This is a genomic window from Enterocloster citroniae (assembly GCF_040545455.1).
In the GTDB taxonomy this organism is placed as follows: Bacteria; Bacillota; Clostridia; order Lachnospirales; family Lachnospiraceae; genus Enterocloster; species Enterocloster citroniae.
Genome location: NZ_JBEPLZ010000001.1, coordinates 308068 through 323288, shown reverse-complemented (window position 1 = coordinate 323288; position 15221 = coordinate 308068). Strand labels below are relative to the sequence as shown.

Below are 15221 nucleotides of genomic sequence, written 5' to 3'. Positions count from 1 at the left end.
CGGTTACCGGCGCCTTAGACCTGACGGCCCCGCGGCCGTATCCGCCGCCCCATCCCCATTCCCTTCACGAACGGATACGCCATCCCCATCCCCTGCATATCCTTTTAACTCCCAATTCCAATCTTAATACAATCTTTAGCTGACAATTCACACATTTTTATGTATAATACCCTATGAAACCACTAAAAATATGAAAAAACGGAGGAATGAATTATTATGGAATCGGACCCGGAAGCGGCCAATATTATATTCCAAATCACAATCTTAGTTATCTTAACTCTTATCAATGCATTCTTTGCAGGCTCAGAGATGGCAGTTGTCTCAGTCAACAAGAACAAGATCCGCCGTCTTGCAGAGCAGGGCAACAAAAACGCAGCGCTGATCGAACGGCTGATGGAGGATTCCACAGTCTTTCTGTCCACGATCCAGGTAGCCATAACACTGGCAGGCTTTTTCTCCAGTGCATCTGCTGCAACCGGTATCGCCCAGGTACTGGCAGTGAAGATGGAAGCGTGGAACATGCCTTACAGCCAGACTCTGGCAGGCGTTGTGGTGACGCTGATCCTGGCATATTTTAACCTGGTGTTCGGCGAATTGGTGCCCAAGCGCATCGCCTTACAGAAGGCCCAGGGTTTCAGCCTTTTCTGTGTGCGCCCCATATACTACATTTCCCGAATCATGAATCCATTTATCAGACTGCTGTCCCTTTCCACCAGCGGCTTTCTTAAGTTGATCGGAATGCACAGTGAAAGCCTTGAGACCGATGTGTCTGAGGAGGAGATCAAGTCCATGCTGGAAACCGGCAGTGAGACCGGGGTGTTCAACGACATTGAGAAGGAGATGATCACATCCATCTTTTCCTTTGATGACAAGCGGGCCAAAGAAGTGATGATACCGCGCCAGGATATGGTGGCAATTGATATCAATGACCCTATGGAAGAATATATTGATGAAGTGCTGCAGTCCATGCATTCCAAGATACCTGTCTATGAAGGGGATATAGACAATATTATCGGTGTCCTTTCCATTAAAGCCCTGACCATTGAAGCCAGGAGAAAATCCTTTGACGGTCTGGATATCCGCTCCCTTCTCATGCCGCCTTGTTTTGTGCCTGAGAACCGGAGGACGGACGCCCTGTTCAGGGAAATGCAGAAGAATAAGACAAAGCTGGCGATTCTGATCGATGAATACGGCGGCGTGGCCGGTATGGTCACACTGGAGGATCTGATTGAGGAGATTGTGGGCGAGATCCACGAAGAATATGAGGAAGTGGAACCGGAGATCCTGGAGCTGGAACCGCACAGGACCTACCGGATATCAGGCAGCATTTCCCTGTTTGACCTAAAGGAGGAGATGCATCTTCACATGGACAGTTCCTGTGATACACTGTCCGGCTATCTTATGGAACAGCTGGGCTACATACCCAGCCAGGCCGAACTTCCCATCACCGTGGTTACCGGGGAGGCGGATTATGAGATAGAGGGAATGGATGAACGTGTGATCAGTTACGTGAAGATGACACTAAAGGAAGTGAAAAAAGAGGAAGAAACAGAGGAAGAATAGGAACAAAAAGCGTAGGAGGATATGAAAATGAGTTTTCTGTTAGATGGAGTCATGGCAGTTACATGGCAGCAGCTGATCATGTACGGAGTGGGGATCTGTCTGATCTGGCTGGCTGTAAAAAAGGGATATGAGCCATCCCTGCTGCTGCCCCTTGGGTTTGGTGCAATTCTTGTAAACCTTCCCTATTCAGGTGTGATCGACCAGATGGTACAGGGAAAGGTGCCCGCGGCAGGCATCATAGAATGGCTGTTTAAAACAGGAATTGAGGCATCGGAGGCAATGCCTATCCTGCTGTTTATAGGAATCGGAGCAATGATCGACTTCGGTCCGCTTTTAAGCCAGCCGGTGCTGTTTCTCTTTGGAGCCGCAGCCCAGTTTGGTATCTTTGCTGCAATCCTGATCGCCTGTATGATGGGATTTGACTTAAAGGACGCTGCATCCATTGGAATCATCGGCGCTGCAGATGGACCTACTTCCATTCTGGTGTCGCAGGTGCTGGGCTCCAGCTACATGGGTCCCATTGCAGTGGCGGCTTACTCGTACATGGCGCTGGTGCCCATTATCCAGCCCTTTGCCATCCGTCTTGTGACCACCCACAAGGAGCGCTGCATTCATATGGAGTATAATCCAAAGAGTGTGAACAAGACACTGCGTATTGCATTCCCCATTGCTGTTACCATCATTGTAGGTCTGATTTCACCCCAGTCAGTGGCTCTGGTAGGCTTTCTCATGTTCGGCAACCTGCTGAGGGAGTGCAGCGTGCTCAACAGCCTGAGTCAGGCGGCACAGAATGAGCTGGCAAACCTGATCACCCTGCTTTTGGGAATCACCATATCCTTCAGTATGCAGGCTGAGAAGTTTGTAAATGCAGCAACTCTGATGATCATGGCCCTCGGACTGGTGGCCTTTGTATTTGACACCATTGGAGGCGTGCTGTTTGCAAAGCTGGTGAATGTGTTCCTGAAGATGGCGGGCAAAAAGCCTGTAAACCCCATGATCGGCGGATGTGGGATCTCAGCATTTCCCATGTCCTCCAGAGTGGTCCAGAGAATGGCGGCTCAGGAGGAACCGGGCAATATTATCCTGATGCAGGCAGCGGGCACTAATGTATCGGGCCAGGTTGCATCGGTTATTGCAGGCGGACTTGTGATCAGTATTGTAACCCAGTATCTGTAGAACCACCGGATTTCAGGTGACTGCGACAAGGAGGAATGAAAAATGAATATGGCAAATATTGAGATTGCCCTGGAAATCATGGGGAAGGGCATGGGCGGTATCTTTGCGGCGATCATTGTCATCATGCTGGCGGTTATGGTGCTGGGAAAAGTGACAGGGAAAAAGGACAAAGAGGAATAGATAGAAGACAAAAGATAGAAGATAGAGAAGTGGAAAGCAGAAAGTAGAAAGCAGAAAAAGGGCATGAGTTCCGGCAGTTTTGCCGGGAATCATGCCCTTTTAAGCTGAAGCGACCCGCTGCAGGCGGAGAATCCTGCTCGCAGAATGCTTTATTCTATAGGACTACACATTCTAATCCTCCAACAGCGGAATGGGTGTTTCATCCTTTTCATCCAGGTGCTTCAGATAATACTTTGTGTCCTTCACGATCACATTGGATAAAAGGAGTACGGCAATGAGGTTTGGAATAGCCATCAAGGCATTCAGGGTGTCGGCAATGCTCCACACCAGCTCCAGCTGGATGATTGGCGCCGCCACCAGTACTATGGCCCAGGCCAGGCGGTAGGGGATCACGCCCCGTTTTCCCATCAGGTATTCCAGGCACCGCTCCCCGTAGTAGGACCATCCCAGAATCGTGGAGTAAGCAAAGGTGATGATACCTACGATCAGGATGGGCTGGCCGATATAAGGGATGAGACTGAATGCCGCATTGGTCAGCTCGCCGCCGGACAGGTTGGTAACGCTGATGGAATCATGGCCTATAATGCTGCTGACAAGCACCAGCCCGGTCATGAGACAGACCACCACAGTGTCCCAGAAGGTTCCGGTGGCAGATACTAGTGCCTGGCGCACCGGGTTGCGGGTCTGGGCAGCCGCTGCCACAATGGGAGCGGACCCCATACCGGATTCATTGGAGAAAAGGCCTCTGGCAATACCGTACCGGGCGGACATCATGATGCCTGAACCCACCAGACCGCCTGCAATGGACCGTACCTCAGTAAAGGCGCTGCGGAATATGACGGAAAATGTTTCCCCCAGAAATGCCCGGTTGATAAAAAGGATGATCAGGCACCCGATCACATAGAAAAAAGCCATGAAAGGCACCAGCTTTTCACATACCCGGGCAATGGACTTGACGCCCCCAAAGATGACCAGGCAGGTGATGGCACTTGTAATAAGGCCCACTGCCAGGCTTATGAGCCAGGGATATGTATCCAGCATGTTTTTCAGGCCTCCGCTGGTGATCAGGGGTTTCACATTGCTGTTTACAATGCTGGAAATGGCATTGACCTGGACGCCGCACCCGATACCAAAGGAGGTAAGTGTCCCAAGGACTGCAAAGGTGATGCCCAGCCACTTCATGTTCAGCCCGCGCTCCAGGGCGTACATGGCTCCTCCCAGCATGGTGCCGTCCTTTGTGCGGACCCTGTATTTAACTGCGATCAGGGATTCGCCATATTTGGTGGCAATGCCGAATACACCGGTGAGCCAGCACCACAGGACCGCTCCCGGGCCCCCCAGGGCAATGGCTGTCCCCACTCCTATAATATTTCCCGTGCCGATGGTGGAGGCCAGGGCGGTGGTAAGTGCTGCAAACTGGCTGATATCCCCGCTGGAATCCGGATCCCTTGTCACGGAAAGCCTGATGCCTGTAAAGGTCTTCCTTTGAATGAACCCTGTACGGATCGTGAGATAGAGATGTGTTCCAAATAGAAGAGCAATCATGGGAATTCCCCAAAGGTATGCATTGACGGTCTCCACAATGGTGCTGAACAATTCCATGTTAAAATCCCCCGTTTCCTGAAACAATAATACTACTAATTTAGCACAGCAATATATAAAAAGCAAGATAATAAGGTTTTTGGATGTAAAAGGGATATGAAACAGAAAATAATATGGTAAAATTCAATAAAACCAAAAAAATAGTATATGGCCAGGCGGCTGATCGGAAAAGCAGGGTAGGTGCGTCAAAAAAAGGAGGGGGGTTGATTCGCGCTGTGATATTAGGTACAATAGGAAGGAAACCTGACTTTTTGTAAGATTTTATATGTTATGTATTGTGATCACCAGCATTGCAGATGATAGTCAGAAAGGAGAGAAAAAGACAAAAAGTTTTGCAACTTGTTTTGAATTAAAGAATAATAGTGAAATATGCACAAGTAAGAGATTGATAATTTTTGCATAAGCAACAAAAACACAATAATCTTACAAAAAGTCTTTACGGCAGACAAAAAGTATGCTAATATACAATCAGAAAAGGAAACAGAGATATGAAAGAGTTGAAAGATGAAAAAAAGTTTTTAACACAGCTAATGGATATGCTGGAGCAGCAGCTGGGTCCATATACGGAGGTGGTCCTGCATGATCTGAAAAAGGACTATGCCAATACCATAGTGGATATACGAAACGGCCATATAACCGGCCGTCAGGTAGGCGGCACGGGGAGCAACCTGGGACTGGAAGTCCTGCAGGGCACTGTGAAGGACGGAAATCGTTTCAATTATATCACCCAGTTAAAGGACAACCGGATATTGAGATCCTCCTCGCTGTACATCAAAGATGATGAGGAGAACCTGATCGGATGCCTTTGCGTAAATACGGATATTACGGAAAGCGTCAAGCTGGAAAGCTATCTGAAAGACATGAACCGCTATGATATCAATGCAACTGACAAACAGGAAGTATTTGTAACGGAAGTAAATCAGTTATTGGAATATCTTCTTCAGGAAGGCCAGAAGCTGGTGGGTAAGCCTGCAGGCGTTATGAATAGGGAAGAAAAGCTCCAGTTCCTGAAATATCTGAACGATAAGGGGGCATTTCTCATAACAAAATCAGGAGAGCGTATACAGACATTTCTGGGAATATCCAAATACACCATGTACGCCTATCTGGATATGATCAAAAAGGAAGAAGCAGGAACAAAAACTGAATAAATGGGCAGCTCGTTAACTGGCAGCACAATAAAATACACCGGAGTGGATTCTTTTTCAGGGATTTGAAGAAGGTGTATTTTTTGTACCCTAAATTAGGGGAAATCTATAAAAAAGATCCATACATATTAAAAATCAGGAGGAAAACATGAAAAAACTGGAGGGAAAAATTACTGTTATGACGGGAGCCGGCTGCGGATACGGGATGAGCAGCGGTTTCCCTGCTATATTTGCAAAGGAGGGCTCACACCTTGTACTGAACCATTTTAAGCAGGACCCGGAGGGAATGAAAAAGTTTAAGGAAAGCCTGGAAGCCTGTGGGGTCAGGGTGGTGCTGGTGGAAGGAGATATTTCGGAAGAAGAGGTGGCCAAAAGGCTGATCGACACCGCAGTGGCGGAATTTGGACGTATTGATGTGCTGATCAACTGCGCCGGCATATCCAATCCCAAACTTCTCACAGAGATTACAACACAGGAGTGGAACCGCATGCTGGCAGTGGATCTCACAAGCAATTATTTTACATGCAAATATGCGGTGCCGGTTATGATCAAACAGAACTTTGGAAGGATCATCAATCTGGCATCCCAGGTAGGACAGAAGGGAAGCGTGGAGCACTGTCATTACGCTGCTGCCAAGGCAGGTGTGATCGGTTTTACCAAATCCCTTGCACGGGAAGTGGGGAAATACAATATTACGGCAAATTGTATTGCGCCTGGGCCCATAGAGACACAGCTAATGGGTGTGGTCAGCGATGAGTGGAGAAAGAACAAGGAGGCGGAGCTGGTGCTGCCAAGGTTTGGTGAGTTGGAAGAAATCCTGCCAACCGCAGTGTTCCTGGCAGCAGAGCCGGATGGCAACCTCTATACAGGGCAGACCCTGGGGCCGAATCTGGGGGATGTAATGTATTAAACAGATGACAGGAGAATGTAAATGGGAGAGTATTTACTGGAAACACAGGGGATTTCTAAATCATTCAGTACAGTTAAGGTGTTGGAGGATATCAATCTTAAAATAAGGAAAGGGGAGATCCATGCGCTGTTAGGTGAAAACGGCGCAGGAAAATCAACCCTAATGAAGATCCTCACAGGTGTGTTGGAGGCTGACAAAGGCACGATTCTTTACAGGGGAAAGCCGTTAAAGATCGTCCATCCAAGGGAAATCCATGAGTATGGAATTGGTATTGTTTATCAGGAGTTTAATCTTCTTCCGGACCTGACGGTTGCCGAAAACATTTTCATAGGGCGTGAACCACAGATGTCCTTAAAAGGATTTATCAATGACTCTAAGTTAAATAAGGAGGCTGCCCAGCTTTTGGAAAGGCTGAACTGTTCTTCCATTTCCCCCACTCGCAAGGTGGGGACCCTAAGCGTGGCGGAACAGCAGATGGTTGAGATCGCAAAGGCCTTATCCTCCAACTGTGAACTGCTTATCATGGATGAACCCACGGCAGCGCTGACTGATTCAGAGATCGATATACTGTTTGATATTGTAAGAAAATTGAAACATGAGGGGGTTGCCATTATTTACATATCCCACAGGATGAGCGACCTGGATGCCATTGTGGACAGGGTGACGGTGCTGCGGGACGGAAAGCTGATATCGGAGCATGAATATGACAGCTCCATTAAGGATCTCCTGATCCAGGAAATGGTGGGACGTGAACTGACTCAGAAGTTCCCTCCAAGGCCGGATTACAAAAGAGGAAAGAAAACACTGGAGGTAAAGGGCCTGAATATTGCAAATACCCTGTACGACATTAACTTTGATGCATACGAGGGGGAAATCCTTGGCATCGCGGGCCTGATGGGGGCTGGACGGACAGAGCTTGCCAGGGCAATCTTTGGGGCCGACAAAATCGATTCAGGAGAAATCAGGATCAATGGAACTGTGAAACACATTACATCACCGTATAAGGCGATCTCTGAGGGCGTGGGATATATAACAGAGGACCGAAAAAAAGACGGACTTATGCTGGAGCAGACCCTGCGCGGCAATATATCCATTGCCAGCCTTGATAAGTTTTGTAAGGGCGGTTTTGTCAAGGATGGCCTGGTGGATGAGGCAGTGGAACAGTATATCCGCAAAATGAGAATCAAGACTAGAGGGATGGACCAGCTGGTAAAAACATTGTCAGGGGGAAACCAGCAAAAGGTGGTTGTGGCAAAATGGCTTTGCAGGGAGTCGGAGATCCTGATCCTGGACGAGCCCACAAGAGGGATCGATGTCAATGCCAAATATGAGATTTACGAGCTTATGTACCAGCTGATTCTGCAAGGGGTAACAATCATTATGATATCCTCGGAACTTCCTGAAGTTATTGGAATGAGCGACCGGGTTCTGGTTATGTGTGAGGGAAGAATGACCGGAGAGCTGGGCAGGGAGGAACTGGAGCAGGACAGGATACTGAAGTATGCGATGGCTCATTAAATGGCTGATTCTATGGCTCATTAAATGAAAATAAAGGATTGAGGTAGGCTATATGGGTGAGAAAAGTCAAAAGAAGAACATAAATACACAGATAATTTTTACAATGATGGGGCTTTTGATATTGTGTATATTTTTTTCAGTCACAACAAAAAGCTTCCTGACGCAGAGAAACCTGCTTAACATTGCCACACAGACATCAGTAGCGGTCATTGTTGCCATTGCAGAAACATACATCATTGCCAGCGGCTGTATTGACCTGTCGGTTGGCTCAGGGGTGGCTTTTTCCGGTCTTGTGGTGGCGTCTGCCATGAAAGCCGGAATACCGGTCCCCATTGCCATGATCCTGGCCCTTGGCATGGGTATGGCATTAGGCGCATTTAACGCGTTTGTCATCACAGTGCTTGGGATCGTCCCCTTTATAGCCACTTTGGGGACTAACAGCATTTTCCGCGGCATTGTCCTTGTGATCATGGACGGTGTTCCCATGTCGGGCCTGAAATCAGAGTTTACCTGGATTGGTTCGGGGAAATTATGGGGATGGCTGCCGTGGGCGGTTATATTCATGGCGGTCATCGCGGTGGTCATGGCCATCTTGCTTAAGAAAAGTAAGTTTGGCCGTTATGTGTACGCAATTGGAAGCAACGAACAGGCGGCTTATCTTTCCGGTATACCGGTAAATAAGATTAAAGTGATGAATTATGTGATCAGCGGCGCCCTGGTGGCATTTGCGGGAATGCTTCTGGCGGCAAGGGTTTCCTCGGCAGCTCCCACGGCAGGGGACCTGTACGAAACCAATGCCATCGCCGCCTCGGTTATAGGCGGGGCAACCTTATCCGGAGGAAAGGGAAGCATAGCCGGGACGATTGTAGGAGCGTTTATCATTGGCGTGCTCAGCAATGGGCTGAACCTGATCGGGCTGAATTATTTCTGGCAGCAGGTGGCCATTGGCGTGGTTATCATATCGGCAGTGTTCCTGGAAGTGGTGCGGGAGCGTTTGAAAAAGTAGGAGTTGCTGTATCAACGCAGCAAAAATATAGATGCAAAGGAGAAGGAATATGAAGAAAAGATTAGCAGTAGCATTGGCGGCAGTAATGGTAGCGGGGAGTCTGGCAGGATGTGCAGGCAGCGGCACTACAGCCGCTCCGGAAACAAAGGCAGAGACGCAGGCAAAGGCCGGGGAATCTGAGACAGACAAAGAGGCTGAAGAAAAGACAGAAGAAAAGACAGAGGAAAAAGCAGGGGATCAGGCAGCTGATACTGAAAAGACAATGGTGATCGGGGTGATACCAAAATCCACGCTGTTTGACTTTTACAAGATGGTACGCCAGGGGGCGGAAGATGCAGCGGCGGAGCATGGGTATACCATCAATTACCAGGGCACCAACTCTTCCACGGACACAGCCACACAGCAGAACATTGTGGAGGACATGATGATGTCAGGAATAGACGCCCTTGTCATCTCATCCATTGATGCAAAGGCCATTAACGACACCATGGCTTCCCTGGATGTACCGGTGATCACATTTGATGACGAGATGGATCCCTCCGTATGTCTCACCACTGTATCGGTGAACCATGAGGCCGCCGCCGCTGCAGGAGCTGCCTATATTGCTGAGAAGCTGCCCGAGGGAGGAAAGGTTGCCGTTGTGTCATCAGAGGCTGGTTCCGATGTAATACAGCAGAGGGACAGAGGATTTGAAAACGAGCTGAAAAAGCATGACCAGTTTGAGCTGGTAGGCATCTATCACACGGAGGGCGACAGGGAGAAGGCCGCTAATATTATGCAGGATCTGTTATCAGAACACCCTGATCTGGTTGCGGTATTCTGCTGTAACGAAGGTGCATCAGCCGGTGCCAGTAAAATGTTAAAGGATGAGGGCCGCACCGATATCCTGGCAGTGGGATATGACTCTTCAGAAGAGCTGATCAATAATATATACGATGGAAGCCTGGACGCGCTGATCTCCCAAAATCCCTATGGTTTGGGCTACAATTCCGTAAAGGCGGCCATTGAGGCCATTGACGGAAAAAATGATTTCCCGGATGTGACGGAAAGTCCATACTGGCTCATCGATGCAGACAATATCCATGACCCTGAGGTGATCAAGATCCTGGATCCCCTTGGAACCCTTAATTTAAAATAATGTAGATTGCGGGGCGGAGCACTGCGGACGGAATCCATAAACTTCAGCCTGCAGTACTCCCCATCAGATGAGGAAAAGTCCATGGAACGATTGTTTCTTACAGGCGGTTCCGGTTTTATTGGAATCAATGTTATGGAATGCTTTTTAAAAGCAGGTATTCAGGTTTACAACTATGACTGCTGTAACGTGGCGGACTGTGTGGAAGCGTATTTTGGACAGCTTGGCGGTGATTACCATTTTATTCAGGGCGATATACTGGATGGGGAAAGACTGCGGCTGTCACTGGGGGAAAGCGGTGCCGACACGGTTATCCACATGGCTGTGATCACTGTGACGGAGGACAGGGAGAAAAATGACACCCGGCATATCTTTGATGTGAACTGCAAAGGCACTTTGAATATGCTGGATGCCTCTGTTGCGGCAGGCATCAGGCGCTTCCTGTATGTAAGCTCCATAGCGGCGTATGGAACCACGGCATATAAGGCAGACATCCTGACAGAGGAGATGGAGAATCTAAATCCTGAAAACCTGTATCAGATTTCTAAATTCACTTCTGAAAAATTAGCTCTCCGGTATCAGTATCTTCATCATATGGATATAACCTGTGCAAGGCTGGGGGATGTGTTTGGACCATGGGAGAGGCCTACCAGGTTCAGAGATAAAATGAGTGCTCCGTGCATCACCCTTAAGTATGCCATGGATGGAATCCAGGCGGTTTTAAAAAGGCCCAATCGAACCAGCTGGGTGTACAGCAGGGATATTGCCGGTGCGCTTTTTTGGCTGGCCGGGAGGAGCCCTGAATGGGATGTGTATAATTTGAGTTCCGGCAGTATATGGTCCATTGCGGACTGGTGCCAGGCATTATGTTCCTATTATCCGGGATTTAAGTGGAGACTGGCCGGACGGGAGGAGGAATCTAATGTGTTTTACCACGGTATCAGGGATAATGCCCCCATGTCTGTTTCAAGGCTCTGTGAATCCGGTTATACGCCGCAGTATGACATGGAAAAAGCCATGAAGGATTATATTGCATGGGCGGAAGAATACCCGCAGATGTTTGGGAAGGTTAAGTGAAAGCCATGGGATTTGACAAGATAATAGATAATGGGACTCTGGTGCTGGAGGACGGCTGTCTGAATGCATCATTGGCAATAAAGGATGGAAAGATAGCTGCCATTTTACAGGATGGCTGTGGAGCAGATGGGAAGGAGAGGATCGATGCAGGAGGGCGGTACATATTTCCGGGGGGAATTGACACCCACACCCATTTCTTTGATCCGGGGGCGGAGTACAGGGAGGACTGGGAATGCGGCACAAAGGCTGCTGCCTCAGGCGGTTATACTCTTGTGATGGAAATGCCCAACAGCAGCCCTCCTGTTATAGATAAGGACACGTTCCGTACCAAATATGAACGTGCTTCCCAGCATGCGGTGGTGGATTTTGCCCTGTGGGGTGGAGCTATCGCAGGAGGGAACAGCCATATAGGGGAGTTGTGCGGCTTAGGGTGCATTGCCTTTAAAGGATTTACCCTGGACGCAGGACCGGAATTTAAGTGGCTGGACCACCAGCAGCAAAAGGACGCCATGGATGAGGTGAAAAAGCATGGGCGGATACTGGGGTTCCACGCCGAGGATGAGAATATTATAAGTGAATTAAAGGAGCGGTTTCAGGATGGTCCATGGAACCTTCGCCTTCACGACATGGCAAGGCCCTGGTATGCGGAGATGATTGCGGTACAGAATGCGGTAATCCTGTCAAAAGCATCCGGCTGCCCTCTTCATATCTGCCATTTATCCATACCGGAGGGAGCTGAACTTATTAAGAAGGCAAAAGCGGAGGGGGTGGATGTATCGGCAGAAAGCTGTGCCCACTATTTTCTTCTGAATCATGAGGATAATTTTGGCGCAGGAACCTACGGTCTGATCCAGCCGCCTTTGAGGGACAGGAAACGGATGGAACAGATGTGGGAGTATCTTCTGGATGGGACCATTGATTACCTGGGCACGGATCATGCGCCTTATACAAAGGAGGACAAGGAACCGGAGGATGGAAATGGGTGGAATGTAATGGGAGGCGCGCCCTCCATTGACATTGCCTATCCCCTTATGATATCCGAGGCAGTCATAAAACGGGGGATGAAAGCCTCCCGGCTGGCGGATCTGTGTGCGACCAATGCGGCAAAACGTTTTGGTTTGTACCCCCGCAAGGGAGCGGTCAGGGTGGGAGCAGACGCGGATCTGGCCCTGGTGGATATGGACTGCCGGTGGAATTACAGCAGGAAAGACAGCTTATCCAAGACAAAATGCACCAGTTTTCCTTATGAGGGAAAGGAGGTTCTCTGCCGTGTGACGGAAACCCTTGTGAGGGGAAGGACTGTTTACAGGGATGGCGCTATATGGGCTGTTCCGGGCAGTGGAATATTCATTAAACCATAGAAAGGGGTAATAGAAATGCTTGGGATCAACAAGGAACGTTTATGGGAACGTCTTCAGTACGTAGGAGGGATCGGAGCAGATCCCAGAGGAGGGATCAGCCGGTTTGCATGGACACCTGCCTACAGGGAAGCGTGCGAAGTCCTTATGGGGTGGATGCGGGAAGCAGGACTGACCGTGCGGATGGATACAGTGGGAAATATCTATGGAAAACTGGAGGGGCAGGAGGACCTTCCCCCCATTCTCACAGGCTCACATTTTGATACAGTACCCATGGGAGGGAAATTTGACGGACTGGCAGGCGTTATGGCAGCCCTTGAGGTGCTTACCACCCTGTCCGAGAACGGGATCAAGCCAAGGCGTCCCATTGAGATGATCGCATTTGTCAACGAGGAAGCCAGCCAGTTCCTGGGAGGACATTTTGGCAGCAAGGCGATCTGCGGTATGCTTCCGGAAGATTATGCAGCCACGTCCACGGACAGGGCAACAGGGATCACTATGAGGCAGGCAATGCTGGATTTTGACATGGGACTGGAGCCGGACAATTTCCCGGGAAGCTATATTAAAGCGGGGGACTATTATGCATTTATAGAACTTCATATTGAACAGGGATGTTACCTCCTTCATGAGGACCTGCCCATGGCTGTTGTGACGGATATCGCCGGGATCAAACAGTTCTATATAACGCTACACGGTGTGTCCGCCCACGCAGGGGGTATGGCAATGGAGGACAGGCATGATGCCATGGCGGCGGCAGCGGCAATTGCATGTGAGGTGGAGCGCCTGGCCCTGGAATCAGGCTCCACCACCCGGGGAACAGTTGGTTATATAGAAGCCCTTCCCGCAGAACACAATATTGTGGCAAACCAGGCTATTGTGCCTGTGGATTTCAGGGAAAAAGAAGATGACCTGTGGCAGAAACTATATGATGACCTGATGGCATTTGTGGAAAAGCAGTGCAGGGACAGGGGACTTACCTATTCAGTCAGGAGTACGATCAACACAGAGCCTGTTCACTGCGATAAACGTCTTGTGGAATTGATCGAGCAATGCACCGGGAAGGAGGAGATACCCCATAAATATATGGTAAGCTATCCCGCCCATGACGCAATGCAGATGGGACGTCTGTATCCCATGGGAATGATCTTCCTGAGAAGCTCAAATGAAGGGGTCAGCCATTGCCCGGATGAATACACCACGCCGGAGGATATGGCTGACGGCACCGCAGTTCTGTTGAGAACCGTGGAACGTCTGGCCCAGGAGGACTTGCTTGGATAAAAACAATGAGATGAAAGGAAGACGGGAATATGGATGTAATTAAGATTTCTACAGATAAATGCCCAAAGCCGGGCGGCTGGTATTCACAGGCTTTCAGAACAGGCGATCTGATCTTTACAGCGGGGGTAACGGCTAATGATCCTGTTACCCAGGAGTTGGTAGGGCCGGGAGATATTGTGAAGCAGACAGAGCAGATTTTAAAGAACATGGACAATCTTTTGCGGGAGGCCGGCTCAGACCTGGATCACGTGATAAAGACCCTTGTATTTGTCTCCAACATAGATGACTTTGAGATATTTAATGAGACTTATAAAAAATATTTTCCCCATAATCCCCCTGCCAGGAGTACCATGCAGATCGGGAAGTTTAATCATGGCATGGTGATCGAGATAGAAGCAGTTGCAGTTGCGGCTGACTGAGAGCAGAAAAGAGTACCGGTTCAGACTGTTCCGGTATTCTTTTCTATTTCATGGATAATGTCAAGCAGATGGCTTTTTATCAAATGTGCTGCAAGCTGGGGATCATGCTGCCTTACAGCGTTAAGGATCTCCTCATGTATGGCGGCATACGTGGTGGAATATTCCAGAATTCCCTCTGCCTGCGCATTCCATTCAATGCAGCGCTGCTGATAGATCAGGAGGTTCAGAGCAGTGTACATGGCCTGGTTTTGGGAGGCTTTAGCCAGAACCAAATGAAAATCCAGTCCCGTGCCGGCCGAACTGTTTCCAAGGGAAATGGAGCGTTTGTGCTGGTTCAGTGACCACTGCAGTTCCTCCAGGTCCCCGGGACCGGCATTGAGGGCCGCCAGGCGGGCTGCCTCGTATTCAATGGCGATCCGGGCATACAGGATATCTGCCAGGGTCTTCATATCAGTGCTCTTGGTAAGGGCCATCAGGTCCCTGCTGAACTCCTGTTCAGCGGCATGGGCGCGAAGATGGGAGGCTTTTTCCAGTCCCAGGTCTGTAAGGACCCTTCCCTTGTTGGCCACCTGTACGGTGTAACCATGACTATCCATCATCTTAAGGTTTCTTCCTATGGTCGCAGTACCCACCGTTAGTCCTGCCTGCTCAAACATTTCCTTAAAGGTCCAGGAACCGGTAGGTTCGTTTTTCTGCAAAAGGAATGTAAGAATCAGGTAATCAATTAAATCGGACTGGATGGGAAAAAGCTCCTTTAGTTCTTCCAGGGAAAGGTTCAAAGATTCATTGGGCATGAAAAAGCCTCCTTAATGTATCGTATATATCAGTTTCAATCAGAGTGCTGTTATGCT

Annotated in this window: 14 protein-coding genes; 12 read left to right on the top strand and 2 right to left on the bottom strand. The window is 49.1% G+C overall.

The window, feature by feature from the left end:
• The first annotated feature begins 216 nt into the window (after nt 1-216).
• From ABID13_RS01445 to ABID13_RS01435, 3 genes are read left to right on the top strand one after another with little or no spacing between them, the layout of a single operon-like run.
• Nucleotides 217-1563, top strand: coding sequence for a hemolysin family protein (locus ABID13_RS01445; RefSeq protein ID WP_007863598.1), 1347 nt, complete (start codon nt 217-219; stop codon nt 1561-1563).
• A gap of 27 nt (nt 1564-1590) precedes the next feature.
• Entirely contained in the window at nt 1591-2739 is a 1149-nt protein-coding gene (locus ABID13_RS01440; protein WP_007863600.1) for a sodium ion-translocating decarboxylase subunit beta, read from the top strand.
• Between the two features lie 42 nt (nt 2740-2781).
• Nucleotides 2782-2919, top strand: coding sequence for an OadG-related small transporter subunit (locus tag ABID13_RS01435; RefSeq protein WP_007863603.1), 138 nt, complete (start codon nt 2782-2784; stop codon nt 2917-2919).
• 171 nt (nt 2920-3090) lie between these two features.
• Here ABID13_RS01435 and ABID13_RS01430 read toward each other — a convergent pair whose 3' ends face one another.
• Nucleotides 3091-4521, bottom strand: coding sequence for an alanine/glycine:cation symporter family protein (locus tag ABID13_RS01430; RefSeq protein WP_007863604.1), 1431 nt, complete (start codon nt 4519-4521; stop codon nt 3091-3093).
• Nucleotides 4522-5009: 488 nt separating this feature from the next.
• On the opposite strand from ABID13_RS01430, the gene ABID13_RS01425 reads away from it, so the two are divergent.
• The 9 genes from ABID13_RS01425 to ABID13_RS01385 all read left to right on the top strand — a co-directional run bounded on the left by ABID13_RS01425 (nt 5010) and on the right by ABID13_RS01385 (nt 14370).
• Nucleotides 5010-5672: a helix-turn-helix transcriptional regulator gene (locus ABID13_RS01425; protein WP_007863606.1), complete on the top strand. Its 663-nt coding sequence runs from the start codon at nt 5010-5012 to the stop codon at nt 5670-5672.
• 145 nt (nt 5673-5817) lie between these two features.
• Complete coding sequence (locus tag ABID13_RS01420; RefSeq protein WP_007863607.1) at nt 5818-6579, top strand: SDR family NAD(P)-dependent oxidoreductase; 762 nt, start codon at nt 5818-5820, stop codon at nt 6577-6579.
• Nucleotides 6580-6600: 21 nt separating this feature from the next.
• Nucleotides 6601-8097, top strand: a complete 1497-nt coding sequence (locus ABID13_RS01415; RefSeq protein ID WP_048930594.1) for a sugar ABC transporter ATP-binding protein — start codon at nt 6601-6603, stop codon at nt 8095-8097.
• Between the two features lie 52 nt (nt 8098-8149).
• Complete coding sequence (locus ABID13_RS01410) at nt 8150-9103, top strand: ABC transporter permease (protein ID WP_048930595.1); 954 nt, start codon at nt 8150-8152, stop codon at nt 9101-9103.
• A gap of 49 nt (nt 9104-9152) precedes the next feature.
• Nucleotides 9153-10241, top strand: a complete 1089-nt coding sequence (locus ABID13_RS01405; RefSeq protein WP_048930596.1) for a sugar ABC transporter substrate-binding protein — start codon at nt 9153-9155, stop codon at nt 10239-10241.
• Nucleotides 10242-10322: 81 nt separating this feature from the next.
• The gene (locus ABID13_RS01400; RefSeq protein ID WP_007863614.1) at nt 10323-11315 is read left to right on the top strand and encodes an NAD-dependent epimerase/dehydratase family protein; all 993 of its coding nucleotides are present in this window, start codon (nt 10323-10325) and stop codon (nt 11313-11315) included.
• Nucleotides 11316-11320: 5 nt separating this feature from the next.
• Nucleotides 11321-12676, top strand: coding sequence for an allantoinase AllB (gene allB, locus ABID13_RS01395; protein WP_048930686.1), 1356 nt, complete (start codon nt 11321-11323; stop codon nt 12674-12676).
• 15 nt (nt 12677-12691) lie between these two features.
• Nucleotides 12692-13951, top strand: coding sequence for a Zn-dependent hydrolase (locus tag ABID13_RS01390; RefSeq protein ID WP_007863619.1), 1260 nt, complete (start codon nt 12692-12694; stop codon nt 13949-13951).
• Nucleotides 13952-13980: 29 nt separating this feature from the next.
• The gene (locus ABID13_RS01385; RefSeq protein WP_007863620.1) at nt 13981-14370 is read left to right on the top strand and encodes a RidA family protein; all 390 of its coding nucleotides are present in this window, start codon (nt 13981-13983) and stop codon (nt 14368-14370) included.
• Nucleotides 14371-14390: 20 nt separating this feature from the next.
• Here the strand turns inward: ABID13_RS01385 and ABID13_RS01380 are convergent, their stop codons facing one another.
• Nucleotides 14391-15164 carry an FCD domain-containing protein gene (locus ABID13_RS01380; protein WP_048930597.1) on the bottom strand — a complete coding sequence of 258 codons (774 nt, stop codon included), beginning with the start codon at nt 15162-15164 and terminating at the stop codon, nt 14391-14393.
• Nucleotides 15165-15221 lie beyond the last annotated feature (57 nt).